The organism is Phaeobacter italicus (genome assembly GCF_001258055.1).
GTDB classification, from domain to species: Bacteria; Pseudomonadota; Alphaproteobacteria; order Rhodobacterales; family Rhodobacteraceae; genus Phaeobacter; species Phaeobacter italicus.
The window spans coordinates 45,438-65,041 of record NZ_CVRM01000022.1 but is presented as its reverse complement, the minus strand read 5'-3'; the positions used below and the strand labels follow the sequence as shown (position 1 = coordinate 65,041).

Annotated in this window: 15 protein-coding genes; 9 read left to right on the top strand and 6 right to left on the bottom strand. The window is 59.7% G+C overall.

Annotated features, from left to right (window positions below; genetic code table 11):
- Nucleotides 1–912: a CPBP family intramembrane glutamic endopeptidase gene (locus NIT7645_RS08945; RefSeq protein WP_050686725.1), complete on the bottom strand. Its 912-nt coding sequence runs from the start codon at nucleotides 910–912 to the stop codon at nucleotides 1–3.
- Nucleotides 902–4,021: an ABC transporter transmembrane domain-containing protein gene (locus NIT7645_RS08940; RefSeq protein ID WP_050687085.1), complete on the bottom strand. Its 3,120-nt coding sequence runs from the start codon at nucleotides 4,019–4,021 to the stop codon at nucleotides 902–904. The genes NIT7645_RS08945 and NIT7645_RS08940 overlap by 11 nt, the downstream gene beginning before the upstream one ends.
- Nucleotides 4,022–4,448: 427 nt before the next feature.
- On the opposite strand from NIT7645_RS08940, the gene NIT7645_RS08935 reads away from it, so the two are divergent.
- The 3 genes from NIT7645_RS08935 (at nucleotide 4,449) to NIT7645_RS08925 (ending at nucleotide 6,257) form a co-directional block, all read left to right on the top strand.
- Complete coding sequence (locus tag NIT7645_RS08935) at nucleotides 4,449–4,946, top strand: hypothetical protein (RefSeq protein WP_224834462.1); 498 nt, start codon at nucleotides 4,449–4,451, stop codon at nucleotides 4,944–4,946.
- 131 nt (nucleotides 4,947–5,077) lie between these two features.
- Complete coding sequence (locus tag NIT7645_RS08930; RefSeq protein ID WP_046211646.1) at nucleotides 5,078–5,851, top strand: DUF6478 family protein; 774 nt, start codon at nucleotides 5,078–5,080, stop codon at nucleotides 5,849–5,851.
- 28 nt (nucleotides 5,852–5,879) lie between these two features.
- On the top strand, nucleotides 5,880–6,257 hold the full coding sequence (locus NIT7645_RS08925; protein WP_050686723.1) for a hypothetical protein: 378 nt from the start codon (nucleotides 5,880–5,882) through the stop codon (nucleotides 6,255–6,257).
- A gap of 38 nt (nucleotides 6,258–6,295) precedes the next feature.
- Here NIT7645_RS08925 and NIT7645_RS08920 read toward each other — a convergent pair whose 3' ends face one another.
- The gene (locus NIT7645_RS08920; RefSeq protein WP_008562459.1) at nucleotides 6,296–7,228 is read right to left on the bottom strand and encodes an ABC transporter ATP-binding protein; all 933 of its coding nucleotides are present in this window, start codon (nucleotides 7,226–7,228) and stop codon (nucleotides 6,296–6,298) included.
- A 71-nt stretch (nucleotides 7,229–7,299) separates the two neighbouring features.
- On the opposite strand from NIT7645_RS08920, the gene NIT7645_RS08915 reads away from it, so the two are divergent.
- From NIT7645_RS08915 to polA, 3 genes are all read left to right on the top strand, one after another.
- Complete coding sequence (locus tag NIT7645_RS08915; RefSeq protein WP_008560719.1) at nucleotides 7,300–7,482, top strand: zinc-finger domain-containing protein; 183 nt, start codon at nucleotides 7,300–7,302, stop codon at nucleotides 7,480–7,482.
- Nucleotides 7,483–7,698: 216 nt separating this feature from the next.
- Nucleotides 7,699–9,750, top strand: coding sequence for a bifunctional diguanylate cyclase/phosphodiesterase (locus NIT7645_RS08910; RefSeq protein WP_050686721.1), 2,052 nt, complete (start codon nucleotides 7,699–7,701; stop codon nucleotides 9,748–9,750).
- A gap of 91 nt (nucleotides 9,751–9,841) precedes the next feature.
- A complete protein-coding gene (polA, locus tag NIT7645_RS08905) occupies nucleotides 9,842–12,691 on the top strand; it encodes a DNA polymerase I (RefSeq protein ID WP_050686719.1) in 2,850 nt (949 codons plus the stop codon).
- Between the two features lie 78 nt (nucleotides 12,692–12,769).
- Here polA and NIT7645_RS08900 read toward each other — a convergent pair whose 3' ends face one another.
- The 3 genes from NIT7645_RS08900 to NIT7645_RS08890 all read right to left on the bottom strand — a co-directional run bounded on the left by NIT7645_RS08900 (nucleotide 12,770) and on the right by NIT7645_RS08890 (nucleotide 14,784).
- A complete protein-coding gene (locus NIT7645_RS08900; RefSeq protein ID WP_008561402.1) occupies nucleotides 12,770–13,003 on the bottom strand; it encodes a DUF2798 domain-containing protein in 234 nt (77 codons plus the stop codon).
- A 92-nt stretch (nucleotides 13,004–13,095) separates the two neighbouring features.
- On the bottom strand, nucleotides 13,096–13,848 hold the full coding sequence (locus tag NIT7645_RS08895; RefSeq protein ID WP_008560089.1) for a hydroxypyruvate isomerase family protein: 753 nt from the start codon (nucleotides 13,846–13,848) through the stop codon (nucleotides 13,096–13,098).
- Between the two features lie 297 nt (nucleotides 13,849–14,145).
- On the bottom strand, nucleotides 14,146–14,784 hold the full coding sequence (locus NIT7645_RS08890; RefSeq protein ID WP_242656123.1) for a DUF1285 domain-containing protein: 639 nt from the start codon (nucleotides 14,782–14,784) through the stop codon (nucleotides 14,146–14,148).
- Nucleotides 14,785–14,848: 64 nt separating this feature from the next.
- Here NIT7645_RS08890 and NIT7645_RS08885 point away from each other — a divergent pair, with 64 nt between their 5' ends.
- Genes NIT7645_RS08885 through NIT7645_RS08875 form a run of 3 tightly spaced genes read left to right on the top strand, consistent with a single transcriptional unit; the run spans nucleotide 14,849 to nucleotide 19,604 of the window.
- Nucleotides 14,849–15,856, top strand: coding sequence for an AAA family ATPase (locus NIT7645_RS08885; RefSeq protein ID WP_050686716.1), 1,008 nt, complete (start codon nucleotides 14,849–14,851; stop codon nucleotides 15,854–15,856).
- The gene (locus NIT7645_RS08880) at nucleotides 15,853–16,776 is read left to right on the top strand and encodes a DUF58 domain-containing protein (RefSeq protein ID WP_050686713.1); all 924 of its coding nucleotides are present in this window, start codon (nucleotides 15,853–15,855) and stop codon (nucleotides 16,774–16,776) included. Before NIT7645_RS08885 ends, NIT7645_RS08880 begins: the two co-directional genes overlap by 4 nt.
- Nucleotides 16,773–19,604 carry a DUF4159 domain-containing protein gene (locus NIT7645_RS08875; protein WP_050686709.1) on the top strand — a complete coding sequence of 944 codons (2,832 nt, stop codon included), beginning with the start codon at nucleotides 16,773–16,775 and terminating at the stop codon, nucleotides 19,602–19,604. The genes NIT7645_RS08880 and NIT7645_RS08875 overlap by 4 nt, the downstream gene beginning before the upstream one ends.

The window sequence follows — 19,604 nt, the reverse complement described above, 5'->3', positions numbered from 1 at the left end:
TCAGCGGCGAATAGCCAGCCGTGCCGCAAGCCAACCAAGCAAGATGATGGCCCCGTCCAGCCACAGCATCTGGCGGACAGCAACCGTGTCTGACAGCTCATACGGCAACAGATAAAGCGCGAGCCCGGAAAGGTTCGTGGGTGAGCCAAAAATCAGCATTGCCAGAATGTTGTTGAAAAAATGCACGGCGCAGGCAGGGCCAAGACTGCCCGCCCTTGCCGTCAGATCCGCCATCAGCACACCGAACAGCCCCGCCCACAGCGCGATCAGCGCAGCGTTGTCACCGGCGTCTGCAGGCACGTAATGTCCAATAGCAAACAACGCGCTTGGCAGGATTAGCCAGACCAGAGGGCTGCGAAATCGCGCGGCCAGGGTTTGCTGGACATACCCCCGGAACAGGATTTCTTCAGCGCTGATCTGAATCAGAACCGCCGCCAGAGCCGGCAGCAAGAGCACCAGCCACAGGCGGATTGGCATGTTCTGAACCAGCGGCTCCGCTCGCCCGCCACTGAGATCGACAGGTAACAACACAAACACTGCAAGCAGAGCCAGCCCCAGCAGAAGGAGCGCGCCGGACACCCGCAGAAACTGCCAGAATGCCAGGGGAAGCGGCCCAAGGATCTCCACCAGCTGCCTTTGGTGCAACAACCGCAAGGCCAGCGCCACACCCAGGGTGATGAATAGAAAACTGCCCAACAGGACGAACATCGCAGTCGGCGTTGCGCCTGTTGGCAGATCCCACAGCCATTGCCCTGGAAAAAGGCCGCCCAAGATCGGCAGTGCTGTGGCCGTAAGCAAATAGCTGGTCATTGCAACAACCAACAGCCCAAGGCACAGACGCCAGAGCTGGGCTTTCTCGCGGGCCCGCTCGATCAGCAGGCGTTGGGCTGCATAGTCACGCTCAGTGAACATTTTCCGTCTGCTCCTCGACCGGTCGGCTGGCGGCGGCCATGCTTGGCGCGGCGGTGTTCTGGTCTGCGGCCCGAACCACGCCAGCCACGCGCACCAGATGGCCAGCCACGGTTTCCAAAAGCTGCGTCGCGACACCTGCGTCGGTTTCGATGACAGCGCGGTATTCCTCTGCGCCAATGCGCAGGAAACGGCAGTCTTCAGCGGCAATGAGGTCCAATTGCCGCTCTTCCCGCAGGATCACGGCAAGATCACCGATCAGACGCCCAGGTTCAATGACAGAGACCGGCTCTGCGTCGGGTTCGGCATCATGCCAATGCAGCTCTGCCCGCCCCTTGAGGCACAGGAACACTGCGTCACCGCTGTCCCCCTTGCGAAAGACATAATCCCCCTTGCCCACTGAATGCCAACGGGCCGAAAACGCAAGAAGCCGCTGGTTGCGTGCATCCAGCTTGCGGAACAGGTCCGTGCTCTTGATGACATCAAGCCGCTTGTTGAGATCGCTGCTGCCGATCTTTTCCTCTGGCTCGGGTTGGCCGCCTGCAACCCCATCGATCCTGCCATTCTGGATCTTCACATAGAGATCATAGCGTTCCGGATAGTTGAAGTGCTGCTCCAGGAAGAGCATCGTCGCGTTCGGCAATAGACCCGCCAGACGTTCACGTGCCTGAAGACGGCTTTCGCTGTCGTGGCTTGCGAGCGCGTGATCCAGAATCAGGACATCCGGTCGTTTGATTGCCGCGCGGGTAAAGGCCGCGCGCTCCTGAAAAACCGGCTCAAGCGAGGCGCCACCAATACCCGCGGGTAGATCATAAAGGATCAGTGCGAGCCGTTTGCGCAGCCCGTGTTCTTCCAGAACGTCAGCCACAAGATCCTCAACCTGTTTTGCCTTGGCTCCTGCCATCAGGGACAAACGCCCGAACAGGACGTTTTCCATAACCGTCAACCGTGGAAAGTAGGCGTCTTCGGTGATCGGAATGAACAAATCACCCAATTGCGCCTGAAGCGCCGGGCCGGTTTCGCGCCGCATGGCCAGAATGCGACGTTTGAACCGCTCTGGGAAAGGGGTGCCAATCTGATCCTCTGACATCAGGAATGGTACGGAAGCGAGCAAGACACGCTCCTCTTCACGCAGGCCGGAAACGCCAAGGGTCATCTGCCGATCCGCCACTTCTGCGATGCGCTGATACAGTGCTTCATCAAGGCCGAGACGTTTGAACAGGGGGTGATCTGTGTTGGCCCGCCCAAAAGTCTGTTGCAGGGTTTCCATCACCCCGATGCCGAAGGCGATGACCTCGTCACGGAGCCCGTTGTCACGAAGCGCTGTAACGATAGGGCCATCCGGGGCGATCAGCTCTTCGGGTGCAATCGCTCGCGTTGGCGCTGCAAACAACATGTTGCCCCCCAATGGCACCGAGGGGTTGAACGTGTTGGGGTCGAACCGGTGCACAACATCTGACAGGCCGGCCTGATACAACCGCTCTGCAACCAGTGGGCGCAGGGCGATCACCTGCTGAACCAACCCAAGGTGCGGCCCGATCTGAAACCGCGTGTGCAGCGTGCGTCGAAACAGCTGTTCATCAATGCCCATGGCTTCGACCAGCTGGAACCACCAGTCCCGCAGCTCCCCTTCAGAGCCGAGCCCCGCCAAGGCAGGATTGATCCAGTCCGCCGCCAACGTGTCTGGGCTGTTGCCCGCTTTGCAGGCCTCGACCATTGCTTTTCCGGGTCCGCGGGTCTCGGCCCCCGGCGGCAGGTGAGGGTGATCGCGCAGCGGCATCAAAACGTTGTCGCCAAGTGAGCCGTTGAACAGGTAAGGACGCGAATAGGCATATCCGATCCGGGCAGAAATCACCCCTTGATGGATTTGATCCAATCGGCGCCCTGCAATTTTGACCGATCCGCGATACGGCATGACCTCTCGGGTCAACAGGGCGGCAAAGGCCGCACGCTCTGCTTCGTTTGCGCTTTCGATTGCGACGCGACTGCCTGCCGGAATGGTCAGAGAGACATCTTCCAGCACCATATTGCCATCTGCATCCTTGACCGACACGTCGCGCAATTCGATGTCGCCGCGTAGGTGCGGGATTTCAACTGGCGTGCCGTCGATCAGTTCTTCGGCAATCATCCCCTTTGGCGCAAAGCGTTCGGTCATGATTGACCAGCGCAGGCTCATGTCCTGCACCTGATTGTAATAGGTCAACAGTTCCTTCCAGGGGGCCGACAGATCCTTGTAGGCCGCAAGGGCGGCAACAAGGGCGCCCACTGTGATGTCGCCCCGGATCGCCAGAACTCCACCCGCAGAATAAAACACAAACGGCGTCAGATGGCCGATCATGTTATTGAGGAACTTCATGAAGTATTTCTTGTTGTAGATCCGGCGGCGAATGTCGAACAGCTGTCCCAGCCGTGCAGAAATCTGTGCCAGACGATACCGACGCCCGCCATTCATGCGCAGATCGCTGATGCCGGCCGCCGTTTCACCGATCTCGGCTGACAGGGCCCGTACCTCGTGGATGCGCCTTTTGTTCAACTGGTTGATCTGGCGTTGCAACATCGGGATCAGCCAGGCCTGCAAGGGGATCAGCGCAATAGAGGCCAGCCCGAACCAAACGCTCTGCATGAACAGAAAAAACACGATGGTGAGCATCTGGCCTGCCTGAAACACAGGCTGCGCCACCGCATCGCCCATCAGTCCGCCCATCGGCTCTGACTCTGACGTGATCATCGAAACCAGCTCTCCCTGGCTGGTCGTCCGGAAATAGGGCGTGGGAAACCGCATCATCCGGTTGATGAGAGTATACCGCAAACGTCGGAGCAGCCGCTCGGCCACCACCCCTTTCATCGTGTTGAGCCGCATCTTCAGCAGCCCGCTGACCAAAACCGCTCCCAGAAACCCGAAACACAGAATCAGGAGATATTCGATCTGCCCGACCTCGTGGCCGAATACCGTCACGATTTCCGTTGGCGAGCCGATCGCATCGTTGATGATGCGCTTGGGCAATTCCAGCGCTGCGTAAAGAAACGGAAATGTCACGAGGGTCAGCGCCAATAGGCCTATCTGCTGGCGCCGTGAATAGGTCCAGATGAATGAAAACAGGGTGGATTGCATCCCCTGCTCCTTCTTGTCTGTCGGAAAATGATCAAAGATCTGCACGCGAACGGTGCAGGAACCAGAGGCTAAGCATTGGCCCCTGACATTACAAGGCAACACACGCTTTACTTTTCCGCGAGGTGCTTGCCCCCCGCTGCGCATCGAACTATCCCGTTCGCAAGAGCGTAAGGAAACGACGGGGCAAACCGTGACGACCGTAACAGGCAGAAATAAATACACAATTTCTGATCCCCTTCCCGCAGAAGTGCACCCGAATAACGGGCATCGGGCAGGGATCCGTGCGCAGATTGCGCATGGTCTCTCACGGCTTTTTGCACAGCGGCCATGCAAGACCGCACAGCAGGGCGCGCTGCTGGGTTGTCTCGCCTTGGTAAGCGCCTGCAACACACAGGCCTATCAGCCGCAGCCAGGTGACGTGACCCGCATGAGCTTTGCGTCCGAAACGATCCATTTGGTTGCCCCTGACGGTTTCTGCATTGATCCAAAAATGACAGGCCACCGGGCCGAGGGGGGCTTTGCCCTGCTGGTCCCTTGTGCCAGCTTGCGCCCCAGCCTGAACTTCACCAGTCGCAATCGCGCGATGATCACCGTCGCGGTCGGACCGGCAGGGCCAGCGGACAGCACGCTTAGCGGCGCGGAAATCCTGGAAAACGCACCCGGCGCCAAACTGGTGGCAGGGCGCAATGACCTGATGCTGCCCCTGGTCAAACTGGACATGCCGGACCATCGCGCCCGCGGGGCAAGCCCGGTCCACTGGCGCGGCGCTTTTGTGCTGAACGAACAGTTGGTTGCCGTTGCTCTATACGCCCCCGAAGGCAGCGCAAACCTTGGTAACAGGGGCGCGCGCCTGCTGGATGAACTGACGGCCAAAACGCTCGAAGCTTCTGTAACTGCGGATCTCGATACCGACGAGAGCCAGTAAAACCCCGCCAAATCCGCCCATCGTGGGTTTGTCACAAGGCGCTGCTTTGGCTAGGCTTTCTGCAAAGGCACGCAAGACAAGAACAACCGCACGCCCGCGTCAGAAGACCGGGTCAACAAGATAGGCCATTGATGGGCAGGATCGTTCAGAATTTGCTGTTCAACCGTGTACTGCGCCGGTGGCGACGGGCAGCGCATCAGGCCCCTCGAGCCAAGCTCAGCACATTGCGCGAGCAACGCAGCAAGGCGCGGCAACTGCGGGTTCATATCGACCGCCTGTTGCATGTTGCTGACACTCGGCTCTCGTTGCCCCAGATTGGATCAAACACCTTCCCGCGGCCACATGGCACCGACTGGGGCTGGCGACCGGATCTGTGGCGTGGCCCGCTCCCGGTTCATGGAATTGCAGGCGTGGAGAGCAAGACAAAACTTGGCGATGAAATTCAGCTTTTTCATGATTGCCCGCTAAGCGAACTCACCCTGCGCCAAATTCGCAATACACGCGACAGCGATCTCTCACCTTTTGGGATCCGAATGGATGTCTTTCGATTCGAGGGGTCATTTCTATCATTGGTGGTTGAACTGCCCCAACACGCGACCGAGGGGTTGAGCCGGGACCACCTGATGCGGGTGGACTGTAGCTTTGAAACGGAAACTCCGATTGAGATATACGCCCGGCTCAATATCAAACACGGTCCGAACACAGAACAGATGGTGCGGGAAATACCGCCTCAGCCCGCCGGGCAGGTTGTTTCCACCCATGTGGAATACGATCTGGCCTATGCGGAGTTGAACGAAAAAAGGGTGGAACGCATGTGGTTTGAACTGATTTTTGAATCGCCAGACATGAACCAGGTCACCGTACGTGATCTGACCCTTTCCCGCAGTCGCCGCGCAGGCATCTGAGCCCCGAGCCCACAGGAAAACCACCCCGATGAGCAAACTGACCCTGAGCAAGATCCGCTTTCACAACGCCCTGTGGGAGGGCCGTATCAGTGGTGAAACCGGCTCGGGTCGGCCCCCGGCGATCGATGTTCGCTATCTGGATCGACCGGTTGAAGGTGTCACCCTCACCGAAAGCGAAACGCCAGGCGAATGGGCGCTGTCGATCCCGGTGCCCAACGAAGCCGTCGCTGACGGGGTGCAGAACTTTGTGATCTTTGACAGCGCGACAGGTGAGAAGCTAGGCGATTTCACCCTCATCTGCGGTGAGATCTCGGGCGATGACCTAAGGGTTGAAGTCGAGCTTCTGCGGGCAGAACTCGACATGCTGAAACGTGCATTCCGCCGCCACTGCGTGGAAACACAGTAGCGGGAAAACAGGCTCTAACCTGACCAGATGGGGCTGCTTCAAGACCGCGACTTGGTCAGGGAAAGGAACACGTCCTCAAGGTCCGCTTCCTCTGTCTTGACGTCACGGATCGAAATTCCGGCCTCATGAACCGCCGAAAGAACCTGTTCGGCGCTGGTCGCGTTGCCGTGATAGCGCAGCACCACGGCCCCGTCACCGCGCAGCTCCGAACTGATCCCCGCGCCTTGGGGCAGGACGGTTACAGGTGCCGCCGGATGCACCACCATAGCCTTGGCATCCAGACGTCCAAGAAGATTGGAGGTGGTATCACGGGCAACCAGCTCGCCCTGATTGATGATTGCGATCTCATCACACATTTCCTCGGCCTCTTCGAGGTAATGCGTGGTCAGAATGATGGTCATCCCCTGAGCATTCAGTTTGCGGATGTTCTCCCACAGCATCTGGCGCAGTTCGATATCGACCCCGGCAGTCGGCTCATCCAGCACCAGAATATTTGGATGATGCACCAGTGCCTTTCCCAGCAACAGGCGGCGCTGCATCCCACCAGACAGGGTGCGAGCATAGGCATGGGCCTTGTCCTCCAACCCGATCATCTTCAGGATCTCGTCACTGCGCCGTTCCGATTTGGGCACACCATACAGGCCCGCCTGAACCTCCAATGCGCCCCTCGGGCTGAAGAACGGATCAAGGTTCAGCTCCTGCGGCATCACACCGATCGATGCGCGTGACTGGCGAGGGTTTTCATCCTGATCGAATCCCCAGATCGTCACCTTTCCGGCGGTTTTCAGCACCAGGCCGGCCAGAATGTTGATCATGGTGGATTTGCCGGCACCATTCGGGCCCAGTAGGCCAAACACCGATCCACGCGGAATCGTCAGATCCACGCCCTTAAGTGCCTCTTTTGGTGGTTGGCCCTTCCGGGCCTTGTAGGTTTTCTGCAAACCCTCGATACGGATTGCGTCCTCAGTCATCGCGGCTCTTGCCCCCGGTTTTACCTTGGCTCATAAAAGCCCCTAACTGATAACCAAGAGGACCGCCAGAGATGACCATCGAAGCGCCGGAAACCAAGATCGTGGACAGCTACCGCGTCGCCTGCGACGGCAGCGAAGGTGCGTTGGGGCATCCACGGGTCTACCTGCAAATCCCCGAAGCTGAGGGTTTTGTCGAATGCCCCTACTGCGATTGCAAGTACATCCACAAAGATGCGGCTGAAGCGCAGAGCTGATTCCAAGCAGACACCAAATTCATAAAAACGCTGTCCCACGGGCAGCGTTTTGTGTTTTCGGGCAAAGCGCTGAAAAGGTGCATCTGGAAGACCCCTTATTTCTCTGGGGTGATCTGATCAATTTGATCAAACAAAACCCATGCCATCTGCTCTGACCTAGCGGCTTGTTAACGCTGACACCGTTACAATGGAGGTGATTTTACCTCCGGAGCTTTCATGTACACCGTTATCCAATGCCTGACCCAGGACCATAGTCTTGGGCTGGTTGCCCTTGCTGCCCTCGTCTGCGTCGTCGGCTCATCTTTGTCCGCCCTCATGGCGGGTCGACTGCGGCAAACCAGCAGGTCGCGGATGGCGGTGCAGATTGCCCTGACCAGCCTGATTGTTGGGGGCACGGTCTGGACCACGCATTTCATTGCCATGCTTGCCTATGACCCCGGTTATCAGCATGGCTATGATCCGGTTATCACTGGCCTGTCACTCTGCCTTGCGGTTCTTGGGATGGGCGGTGCCAACACCATCTTCGCACTGTCCAAAAACAACATGATCGGCATAGCCGCGGCGGGTGGCCTGTTCGGGCTGAGTGTCTCTTCGATGCACTACCTTGGCATGGTCGGCTTTCTGCTGCCCGGCGTAGTCGACTGGAAGCTCGGCCATCTGGCCGCATCGATTATTCTTGGCGCAACGATAGGGGCCGGAGCCTATCTGCATATCGCGTCGCGGACAAATCGGCACGCATGGATCGCATCGGCCGGTTTGATGACACTTGCCATCTGCACCATGCATTTCACCGGAATGGCCGCCATTTCGGTCAAGCTCAGCCCGCTTTATCCGGTCCCTGCCGAGGTGATTTCGGACACCACGCTGGGTCTTTTGATCTTGGGGGTCATGGCGATCATCCTGATGATCGGCTTTGCAGCACTCAGCATCGAAACCAAGCTGGAGAGCGAGGCCCAGGACCGCCTGGAACACGCCGCACTGCACGATCCGCTGACTGGCATGCCCAACAGGATGTCACTGACACGCAAGGCCGAGGCCCTGACGCGCCTGCTGAAACACAACCGCACCGAAAAGGTTGCAGTGCTGACCCTCGACCTCAACCTGTTCAAGGAAATCAACGATCTGTACGGCCACGCTGCGGGTGACGCGGTCTTGCGCACGGTGGCGCAGCGGTTGTCAGATGCAATGGAAGAAGGTGAGTATATCGCGCGCACGGGCGGCGATGAATTTATCGCCTTCAAGCAAGGCTTTCGCCGGGTCGAACAGGCCATTGCCTTTGCTGAACGTCTGCAGGCTCTGGTGGTGGAGCCGGTCGATTTTGAAAACACCTCAGCCATCGTTGGCGTGGCGATCGGGGTTGCCACCAGCATAAATGAGGGGCGCGACATTGAGAGCCTCATCCATAAATCCGACGTCGCCATGTATCGCGCCAAGGCGGACGCAGAGCGCCACGTCTGTCTGTTCAACGCCACGATGGAGGAACACAGTCGCGAGCGGCTGCAACTGGTCAATGATCTGCGCCAGGCCTGTATCGCCGGGGATCAGTTCGAGTTGGTTTATCAGTTACAGAACGATCTCAGCTCACTTGCCCCTGTAGGCTTTGAAGTGCTGCTGCGTTGGGACCACCCGACCAAAGGTCGCATCCGCCCCGATATCTTTATCCCGATTGCTGAGGAAACAGGGCTGATCCGTGAAATCGGCCTATGGGTGCTGCGCACCGCCTGCGCAGAGGCCGCTGACTGGCCGACCAACCACAGTGTCGCTGTCAACGTCGCGCCGCAGCAGCTCATGCAGCCGTCCTTTGTCGAACATGTATCGGATATCCTGTTTGAAACCGGTCTGGCGGCAGAACGGCTGGAATTGGAAATCACCGAGGCCAGTATCATCGACGATCAGGTACACACGCTGAAAGTCATGCAGCAGCTCAAGAACATGGGATTGAGGATCGCCATGGACGACTTTGGCACCGGCTATTCCTCGCTCGCGATGCTGCAGACCTTTCCCTTCGACAAGATCAAAATCGACCGCAGTTTCGTGCAGGACGTGCACAAAAACGATCAACGGGCGGCCATTGTGCGTTCTACCCTGCTTCTTGGGGCTGCACTCAACATCCCGGTCCTGGCCGAGGGCGTCGAGGTCGAGGACGAGCTGCAATTCTTGCGCAGCGAAAAATGTGCATCGGTGCAGGGGTTTTATTTTGGCAAGCCAATGACCCGCGATGAAATGCGCCGGATTGTAGAGGCCAGCGAACAGGCAAAAATCGCCTAGGGCCCCGACGCAACCGGGCGAAAGGGCAATTGCCCTCTCCCCGCTGATCACCGATAACGGGGGCCAACGCGCAACACCCGGAGCATCGGCAATGACCACGACACCTTTTGGCAAGGGCTGCCATCTGCACCTGATCGACGGATCGGCCTTCATCTTCCGCGCCTACCATGCGCTGCCGCCCCTCACCCGCAAATCCGACGGGCTGCCTATCGGGGCGGTTGCAGGGTTCTGCAACATGCTGCACCGCTACGTCGAAGGAAACACAGGACCGGATGCACCGACCCATGTGGCCGTGATCTTTGATAAGGGCTCGCACACCTTCCGCAATGATCTCTACGATCAGTACAAGGCCAACCGTGAGGCCATGCCTGAGGATCTGCGCCCGCAAATCCCGTTGACCCGCACTGCGACCGAAGCCTTCAACATTGCCTGCAAGGAGCAGGAAGGCTTTGAGGCGGACGATATTATCGCCACCCTTGCCTGCCGGGCCCGCGACGCAGGTGGGCGGGTCACTATCATTTCCTCTGACAAGGATCTGATGCAGCTCGTCGGTGGTGGCATCGAAATGCTGGATGCGATGAAGAACAAACGCATCGACAGTGACGGCGTGTTCGAGAAATTTGGCGTTGGCCCTGACCGGGTGGTCGACGTGCAGGCGCTGGCTGGCGATTCTGTTGACAACGTCCCCGGCGCCCCCGGTATCGGCATCAAGACCGCAGCGCTGCTCATCAATGAATACGGTTCGCTGGAAGAGCTGTTAGACCGCGCCGAGGAGATCAAGCAACCCAAGCGCCGTCAGACATTGATCGAAAAGCGCGAGCAGATTGAGCTCTCGAAAAAGCTGGTACAGCTCGACAGCAACATGGAACTTGGCTTTAGCCTTGATGATCTGGGTGTGCGCGATCCAGACGCAGACACGCTGCTGTCCTTCCTCGCGGAAATGGAGTTCCGCACCCTGTCAAAGCGTGTCGCAGAACAGCTGGGCAAGGAGGCACCGGTCATCGCAGACGCCCCCGCTGCCGCCCCTTCCGGAGGTGCAGCCCCAGCTGATGCACCGTCGGTTGCGGACCTGCCGTTTGATGCCAGCGCCTATGAATGTGTCCGCGATGCAGAGGCACTGCAGATGTGGATCAACCAGATCCGCGAACGCGGTTGGGTTGCGGTGGACACCGAAACCACCGGACTGGACGAAATGAAGGCCGATCTGGTCGGCATCTCTCTCGCAGTTGAGCCCGGCGCGGCCTGCTATATCCCCCTCGCCCACAAGGCAGAAGCAGGCAGCGATGACCTTTTTGGGTCCGACACACTGGCCGAAGGACAGATGGATTTTGCGACCGCTCTGTCCATGCTGAAACCGGTGCTTGAGGATCCTGCAATCCTCAAGATCGGGCAGAACATGAAGTATGACGCCAAGATCTTCCGCCGGCAGCATGGCGCCGGGTTCGAGGATGGCATCACCGTCGCGCCTTATGATGACACCATGCTGCTGTCTTATGCTCTGTTTGCAGGGCAGCATGGACACGGCATGGACACGCTTTCTGAACGCTACCTGAGCCACAGCCCGATCCCAATCAAGAGCCTGCTGGGCACCGGCAAATCCGCCATCACCTTTGACCGTGTCCCGATCGCGGATGCCGTGGCCTATGCCGCTGAGGATGCCGACATCACATTGCGTCTGTGGAAGCTCTTTAAACCGCAGCTGCACCAGCAACGCGTCACCACCGTGTACGAAACCCTTGAACGCCCTCTCTCGCCGGTTCTGGCCAAGATGGAAATGGAGGGGGTCAAGGTCGACCGGGACACGCTGTCGCGCATGTCGAACGCCTTTGCCCAGAAGATGGCCGCCCTCGAAGCAGAGATTCACGAACTGGCAGGAGAGACGTTCAATGTCGGCTCTCCCAAACAGCTGGGTGAAATCCTCTTTGACAAGATGGGGCTGGAAGGTGGCAAAAAGGGCAAGACCGGCGCCTATGCGACCGGGGCCGATATCCTTGAAGATCTGGCGACCGAACACGATTTGCCAGCCCGCGTTCTGGATTGGCGGCAGCTAAGCAAGCTGAAATCGACCTACACCGACGCCCTGCAGGACCACATTCACCCGGAGACCGGCCGGGTCCACACCTCCTATGTGCAGACCGGTGCAAATACCGGGCGCCTAGCCTCAACCGACCCGAACCTGCAGAACATCCCGATCCGTTCAGAAGAAGGCCGCCGCATTCGTGAGGCCTTCGTAGCCGAAGAAGGCAATGTTCTGCTCGCGCTGGACTACAGCCAGATCGAACTGCGCATTCTGGCCCATGTCGCTGGGATCGACACACTGAAGCAGGCCTTTGCCGAAGGTCAGGACATCCACGCACTCACTGCCTCTGAAATGTTCAACGTGCCGCTGTCTGAAATGACGCCGGACATCCGCCGACAGGCCAAGGCAATCAACTTTGGTGTGATCTACGGCATTTCAGGGTTTGGTCTGGCGCGCAATCTGCGGATCCCTCGCGCTGAGGCACAAGGCTTCATCGACCGCTATTTCGAGCGCTTCCCCGGTATTCGGCGCTACATGGATGACACTGTCGCCTTTGCCAAAGAGCATGGTTATGTGCAGACCCTGTTTGGCCGCAAGATCCACACCCCGGAAATCGCAGCCAAGGGCCCCCGGGCGGGCTTTGCCAAGCGCGCGGCCATTAACGCCCCGATTCAGGGGACCGCCGCTGATGTCATTCGTCGCGCGATGATCCGGATGCCTGAGGCGATTGCCCATCTGCCTGCACGCATGCTCTTGCAGGTACACGATGAACTCTTGTTCGAGGTTCCGGAATCCGCTGCCGAAGACACCATTGAAGCAGCCCGCAAGGTAATGGAAAGCGCAGCTGATCCTGCCGTGCATCTGGACGTCAAACTGGTCGCCGACGCAGGCCAGGGCAAAAACTGGGCAGAGGCGCATTGATCGGCCTCCCCTGATAGAACGAAAGAAACGCCCCAGCCGAACGGATGGGGCGTTTTTCTTTGGCTGGAAATGTCTGGATCAGTTGGCGGGGGCTTTCACCAGCATCGCCACAAACCGCCGCACCGCAGGTGCCACCACCAGCACGACGACAAAGGCCACCGGCCAACTAAAACTCCATGCACCCATCCACAGCCCCGGCGCTTCCGGGCTGAACCCCACGGCTTTGAGCGTTGCAACACAGGTAACGACGCAGGACATGATCCCCGACAGGATCAGGCCAAACAATACAGGGGCGAGGCGGGCAGGCAGCATCGGGCACACTCCGGAACATCTGAGGTCGCCCCTGTTATGCGCCTACCGGCGTCACATATCAATTCACGAATATGTTTTCACCCTGTGACCACTCAGCGCATCCAGCCCAGACTGTCCTCGGTGCGTTTGGTCGACGGCGTGTACTCCGCGCTCACCCAGCCGGTGTAGCCGCTTTCGTCAATGGCCGCAAAAAGTTGCTCGAAATCCACCGGCCCGGTTCCGGGTTCGCAGCGTCCAGGCGCCGCACCGATTTGCACATGCACCGCCCGCTCACCAAAGGCATCCCAGACCTTGGCCGCATCACCGTGGATCATCTGCGCGTGATAGGCGTCATACTGCAGGCCAACATTCTGACGGTCGACCGCCTCCAACACTTCAACGGCCAGATTGTAGTCATCCAAAAAATACCCCGGCTGGTCGCCGCTGTTCAGCGGCTCAATGGTAAACTGCTGCCCCGGCGCATAGTCTGCAGCCCATTTCAGATTGTCGATCAGGGTCTGTTTGGCGACCTCGCCCTTGGCGTAGCCGGACATGATGTGGATCATCCGCGGCCGCAGCACATCTGCATAGCGCAGCACGCGCCGGATATCGCGCTGGAACCGATCCGTGCCCATTGGCAACGCCGCATAACCGGGCATGCCACCCGTATAATTGGGAGGGGGCGCGTTGATCAGCAACAATTGCTGGCCATTCGCCAGAAGCGCGCGCTGGGTCTCTTTCGCGGCAAGTTCATAGGGAAACAGGATCTCAACCGCATCAAACCCCGCTGCAGCAGCGGCGGCAAAGCGTTCGAGATAGGGCAATTCAGCAAACAGCAGCGAAATATTGGCTGCAAACTTGGGCATGTCAGACCTCCTTTGGTGCCGTCCACAAGAACGGCAGAAACGTCACATGAGGAGATTCGGATGCAGTTGCTCCATCATCCGGTTTCACCGGACCAGTCGTCCTGCGCCCCCCAGCGCGTAGGCCCAATCTGCCCCAGATCCCGCGGGTTTTTGAGCAAGTTTTCGGAAGAATTTTTGATAAATTGATGAAACATTGCGGCAAGGCGGCAACAACCCGCCCAACCCAGTCATCTCAGGCAAGCCTACGCCGATTCTGTGAACAAACACAATCAGATCACACGGCTGGCGCAGATCAATTCAGCCCTCCTCGGACAGCAGCTCTTCGGAGGGGATCACAGCAAAGAAGCTGCCGCCCGACCACAGACCAAACCAGCCGTCATGGTGTTCGCCCAGATCGACAAGCCGATAAAAGCTCTTGCGGTCGATAAGCGCCTCCAGCCCGTCCCGCACCATGATGTAGGGGGATGGCTCTCCTGATTGGGGATCCCGCACAACGCGGATCGGATGATCTGGTCCGGCATCAACCTCGTCCTCGACATGGGTGACAAACCGCAGAACCTGCTCGCGACCCTGGCCGCTTGCCTCAAAATCCACAGCAACAAAGGGCGCGTCATCGACAGTGATGCCAACCTTTTCCACCGGTGTAACCAGAAAGTATTTTCCGTCCTCAAGCTTCAGGATGGATGAAAACAGCTTGACCAGTTCAAAGCGCCCAATCGGTGTACCGAGGTAGAACCACGTCCCGTCCCGCGCGATACGCATATCCAAATCGCCACAAAATGGCGGGTTCCACAGATGCACCGGCGGTTTGCCGCCCTTGCCGGCCTTTTTGGCAGCAGCGGCAAGCCCTTCGGCATTTGGTGTTGCAGATGCACCATTTGTCTGGGCCGATGCTTCGGCTGTCTTCTCGGATGTCACGGGATTTTGTCCGCTCATTGCTTTTGCCATTTTCCGTCAACGCGATACACTACCATCATATATTCGCCGTAAAGGGAAAGTCATGTCCGAACCCGACGATCTACTGGCCGAAATTGAAGCCCTCGAAGACAAACTGACCCAGGCCCGCGCCTCGATTACCCGGCGTTTTATCGGGCAGGAACGGGTGGTTGATCTGACGCTCAGCACCTTGCTCTGTGGTGGGCATGGCCTGCTGATCGGTCTTCCGGGACTGGGCAAAACCCGTCTCGTTGAAACGCTCTCCACAGTCATGGGGCTGTCCGGCAACCGGGTTCAGTTCACACCGGATCTGATGCCTGCTGATATCCTTGGCTCTGAGGTACTGGAAACAGCATCGGATGGCAGTCGCGGCTTCCGCTTTATGCCCGGACCGGTGTTTTGCCAGCTGCTGATGGCAGATGAAATCAACCGCGCCAGCCCGCGCACGCAGTCGGCGCTGCTGCAGGCCATGCAGGAACGCATCGTCACGGTTGCCGGGGCAGATCGCCCCTTGGGCACCCCGTTCCATGTGCTGGCAACGCAAAACCCGATCGAACAGGAAGGCACCTATCCGCTGCCAGAGGCGCAGCTGGATCGTTTCCTGTTCCAGATTGATGTGCCCTATCCCACACGCCAGACTGAACGTGATATCCTGCTGGCAACAACCGGCGTGGAAGAAGGCGCTGCCCATCAGGTCTTTACGGCTGAGGACCTGATCGCAGCACAAACCCTCTTGCGGCGGATGCCGGTTGGCGACGCGGTTGTAGAGATGATCCTCGATCTTGTGCGCGCCTTCCGTCCACAAGAGCCAGACGCCTCCGAGCAGGTCCGCCAGACAGTGGCCTGGGGCCCAGGTCCACGGGCCGCACAGGCGCTGATGCTTGCGGTTCGGGCCCGGGCGCTGCTGCAGGGGCGCCTTGCACCGAACGCAGATGATGTTCTGGATATGGCCCAGCCTGTGTTAAGCCATCGAATGGCGCTCAACTTTGCCGCCCGCGCCCGTGGCGAGAGCCTGGCAGATCTGATTGCAACGACTGCGCAGTCCCTGTCCCGTAGCGGAGCCGCCGCGTGAGCAGCCCCCCCGCCTCTGGGGTCACGGATCCACAAGACGCCAGCCCGCTGACGGCAGGTGAACTGCGCCACCAATCCGAGGTCGCAGCAAGCCACCTGCCGCCCCTTCTGGTAGAGGCGCAGCATCTGGCGGGATCTGTTCTGTTGGGCGAACACGGGCGCAGGCGCGCGGGAATGGGAGATGATTTCTGGCAATATCGCCCCGTTCAATTGGGCGATAGCCGCCGCATGATCGATCATCGCAGGTCCGCCAAGGGCGATCAGCAATTTGTCCGAGAACGGGAATGGCAAATCGCCCAGACGGTCCACCTCTGGGTCGACCAGGGGGCTTCCATGCGTTACGCGTCGGACAAGGCGCTGCCACGCAAGATTGACAGGGCCCGCCTGCTTGGGCTTGCAACCTCCATCCTCATGCTGCGCGGTGGCGAACGGGTCGGGCTGACCGGCGGGATGCTGCCACCCAGGCGGGGCAACGCGCAGGTGATGCGCCTGGCCGAACACCTGAGCCAGGATCAAGCCACCGATTACACCCCACCCGAAGATCGCGCCATGATGCCCCATGCGCGCGTCCTGTTCATCTCTGATTTTCTCGGTCCATTTGACCCCATACAACAGGCGCTCGCCAAAGCCGCCGATCGCGGTGTGCAGGGGGTGCTCTTGCAGGTGCTGGACCCGGCAGAAGAGGAGTTCCCGTTTCACGGGCGCACGATCTTTCACAGCGTCGCTGGCGGGCTCAGCCATGAAACACTGAAAGCAGGCGCGTTGCGGCAACGCTATCTCGACCGGCTGGCGGAACGGCGTGACGCACTTGATCATCTCTGCCGCACGGCAGGTTGGCGGCTTGGCCAGCACCACACCGGAGACAGCGCGCAGACGGCTCTGATGTGGCTCTATCACGCGATGGAGAGGAACAACGCATGACCACGATTGCGGGCATCGGTTTTGCATCGCCCTGGCTGTTGCTGGCGCTGCTGGCGCTGCCGTTGCTGTGGCTGTTGCTGCGGGCCGTGCCGCCTGCCCCCCGCAAGCGGCTGTTTCCTGCAGTGACCCTGCTCCTTGGGTTGCGCGATGACGACAGCCTGTCGGATCGCACCCCCTGGTGGCTGTTGTTGTTGCGGATGCTTGCTGTTGCGGCTGCCATTGTCGGGCTGGCCGGCCCGGTTCTGAACCCGACAACAGAACCATCTGGGCGTGGCCCCCTGCTGGTCGTGCTTGATGGTAGCTGGGCGGGCGCACCCAACTGGGAGCGAACCCGCGATGAAATGGATCGCCTCTTGGCAGAGGCTGGACGTGCTGATCGCGCTGTTGCTCTCATGCGGCTGACAGCGCCCGAGGCCCCCGTCTTCCAAAGTGCCGCAAGCTGGCGACGAAAACTCGCGGGCGAGGCACCTTTGCCTTGGCAGCCGACAACAGAACAACTTGCCACTGCGCGGGCACAGATCGATGCGATCGACACCGATTTTGATACCGTCTGGTTCAGCGACGGGCTCGACTATGCCGAACGCGAAGCGTTGATTTCGCAACTTGCCCAACGCGGCACTTTGATCGCCTATGAACACCCGCAGGCCACAACCGCCCTGCGCCCTGTTGGCCATGTCGATGGTATGATGGAAATCTCTGTGACCAGCAGCCAAGCTGTCCCCAGTCAGGTTGTGACTGTTCTGGCCCGGGGCCCGGATCCGGGTGGAACAATGCGCACATTGGGCTCTGTCACTGTCGATTTCGGCGACACCGCGACGATTCAAGATAACGGTGCGACTGCCACCGCCCGTCTGGCCCTGCCATCTGAGCTACGCGCCCGCATCCGGCACTTCGAAATTCAAGGCCAGAGAGGCGCGGGCGCGGTTGCTCTGTCAGATGACAGTCTGCGTCGGCGTGAAGTGGCGCTCATCTCCTCACAAAGCGGCAATGAAGGGCTCGCGCTTTTGTCGCCGCTGCACTATCTGCGCAAAGCGCTTGAGCCGACGGCAGACCTTTTGGACGGCGCATTGAGCGATCTGATCCCCGCCAATCCGGATGTCATCGTTCTGGCCGACACAGCCCGTCTGCCCCCGGATCAGGAAAGCGCCGTGATCGGCTGGGTGGAAGAGGGCGGCCTGCTTCTGCGCTTTGCCGGTCCACGCCTTGCCGCAAGCGATACAGCCCGCACAGAGGAAGAACCCCTATTGCCTGTCCGCCTGCGGATTGGGGGGCGCAGCATCGGTGGCGCAATGAGTTGGGGAGAGCCAAAGACCCTGGCTCCCTTTGCGGAAACCTCGCCATTTTTTGGTCTGACCATCCCCGCGGATGTCACAGTCAGCTCTCAGGTTGTTGCCCAACCGGATCCGCAACTGGCCAGCCGCGTCATTGCTGAGCTGTCGGATGGCACGCCGCTGGTCACCCGGAAATCCCTCGGAGATGGGCAGATCATTCTCTTCCATGTCACTGCCAACGCCGAATGGAGCAGCCTGCCGCTGTCCGGCCTGTTCGTCCAGATGATGGAGCGGCTGGCAATCTCGTCAGGGGCCAAACCGCCCGCTGCGGGCGATCTGGAAGGCACCACATGGGCCCCACTGCAAGTGCTCGACGGGTTTGGCACGCTGGCGGATGCTGCTGCTCTGCCTGGGGTGTCAGGGCCAGACCTGGTGGAAAAACCTGTTGGCCCCGACCTGCGCCCCGGCCTTTATCAAAGTGGCGAGCGCAGCATTGCCCGCAACGTCTTGCGTGCCGACGAGCTGCTGACACCTGCGGAATGGCCGGCCTCCGTCGCGATCAGCCGCTACGCCACTGCGCCTGAGCGCCCTCTTGGCGGTCTTCTGATCAGCCTCGCGCTGCTGTTGATGTGTGTTGACGTGGTGGCTGCACTCGCGCTCTCTGGCTTGCTGCTCAAATCAGGCGTGTCGCGCAGGCTGTCCTCGTTCTTTCTGGTGGCTACGACAGGCGCGGCCCTTGCTGTTGTGCAGGTATCCGGCGCATGGGCACAGGGGAACGCCGTCCCGATTGATACCCAGCCTGATGACATCGCGCCCCTGCACGCGTCAGAGCTGACTTTGGCGCATGTTCTGACTGGCGACCGGCAGGTCGACGCCGTTGCGCTGGATGGATTGAGGGGCCTGTCGGACACCCTGCGCTTTCGCACCTCGGTCGAACCCGCGCCCCCTGCCTCGGTTGATCTGGAGCAGGACGAGCTGTCGTTGTTTCCCCTGCTTTACTGGCCGGTCACCGCTGACCAGCCCATGCCCTCGGGCAACGCCTATGACAAGTTGAACGCCTATCTGCGCACCGGCGGCATGATCCTGTTTGACACCCGCGACGCCGACATCACGCGATCCGGTGCAAGCAGCCCTGCGGGCCGCAGGCTCCAACAGCTGGCTTTGCGGTTGGACGTTCCTCCACTGGAGCCAGTGCCAAACGATCATGTCCTGACCCGTGCCTTCTACCTGCTCCAGGACTTTCCCGGTCGCCACACCCGTGGAGCCGTCTGGGTCGAAGCCGCACCAGCGGACGCAGAGCAGATCGAAGGTATCCCCTTTCGCAACCTCAACGACGGGGTAACCCCGGTTGTGATTGGTGGCAACGATTGGGCTGCGGCGTGGGCCGTAGATGCAAACGGTCGCCCTCTGCTGCCCGTCGGGCGCGGTTTTGCAGGCGAACGACAGCGCGAACTGGCGCACCGTTTCGGGGTCAATCTTGTGATGCATGTTCTTACCGGCAACTACAAATCCGATCAGGTCCATGTGCCTGCACTGCTTGATCGGTTGGGGCAATAG

Bases quoted from the DNA above. Each gene is read 5' to 3' on its own strand.
- NIT7645_RS08945 (WP_050686725.1), bottom strand. From the start codon at position 912: ATGTTCACTGAGCGTGACTATGCAGCCCAACGCCTGCTGATCGAGCGG.
- NIT7645_RS08940 (WP_050687085.1), bottom strand. From the start codon at position 4,021: ATGCAATCCACCCTGTTTTCATTCATCTGGACCTATTCACGGCGCCAG.
- NIT7645_RS08935 (WP_224834462.1), top strand. From the start codon at position 4,449: ATGAGCTTTGCGTCCGAAACGATCCATTTGGTTGCCCCTGACGGTTTC.
- NIT7645_RS08930 (WP_046211646.1), top strand. From the start codon at position 5,078: ATGGGCAGGATCGTTCAGAATTTGCTGTTCAACCGTGTACTGCGCCGG.
- NIT7645_RS08925 (WP_050686723.1), top strand. From the start codon at position 5,880: ATGAGCAAACTGACCCTGAGCAAGATCCGCTTTCACAACGCCCTGTGG.
- NIT7645_RS08920 (WP_008562459.1), bottom strand. From the start codon at position 7,228: ATGACTGAGGACGCAATCCGTATCGAGGGTTTGCAGAAAACCTACAAG.
- NIT7645_RS08915 (WP_008560719.1), top strand. From the start codon at position 7,300: ATGACCATCGAAGCGCCGGAAACCAAGATCGTGGACAGCTACCGCGTC.
- NIT7645_RS08910 (WP_050686721.1), top strand. From the start codon at position 7,699: ATGTACACCGTTATCCAATGCCTGACCCAGGACCATAGTCTTGGGCTG.
- polA (WP_050686719.1), top strand. From the start codon at position 9,842: ATGACCACGACACCTTTTGGCAAGGGCTGCCATCTGCACCTGATCGAC.
- NIT7645_RS08900 (WP_008561402.1), bottom strand. From the start codon at position 13,003: ATGCTGCCTGCCCGCCTCGCCCCTGTATTGTTTGGCCTGATCCTGTCG.
- NIT7645_RS08895 (WP_008560089.1), bottom strand. From the start codon at position 13,848: ATGCCCAAGTTTGCAGCCAATATTTCGCTGCTGTTTGCTGAATTGCCC.
- NIT7645_RS08890 (WP_242656123.1), bottom strand. From the start codon at position 14,784: ATGAGCGGACAAAATCCCGTGACATCCGAGAAGACAGCCGAAGCATCG.
- NIT7645_RS08885 (WP_050686716.1), top strand. From the start codon at position 14,849: ATGTCCGAACCCGACGATCTACTGGCCGAAATTGAAGCCCTCGAAGAC.
- NIT7645_RS08875 (WP_050686709.1), top strand. From the start codon at position 16,773: ATGACCACGATTGCGGGCATCGGTTTTGCATCGCCCTGGCTGTTGCTG.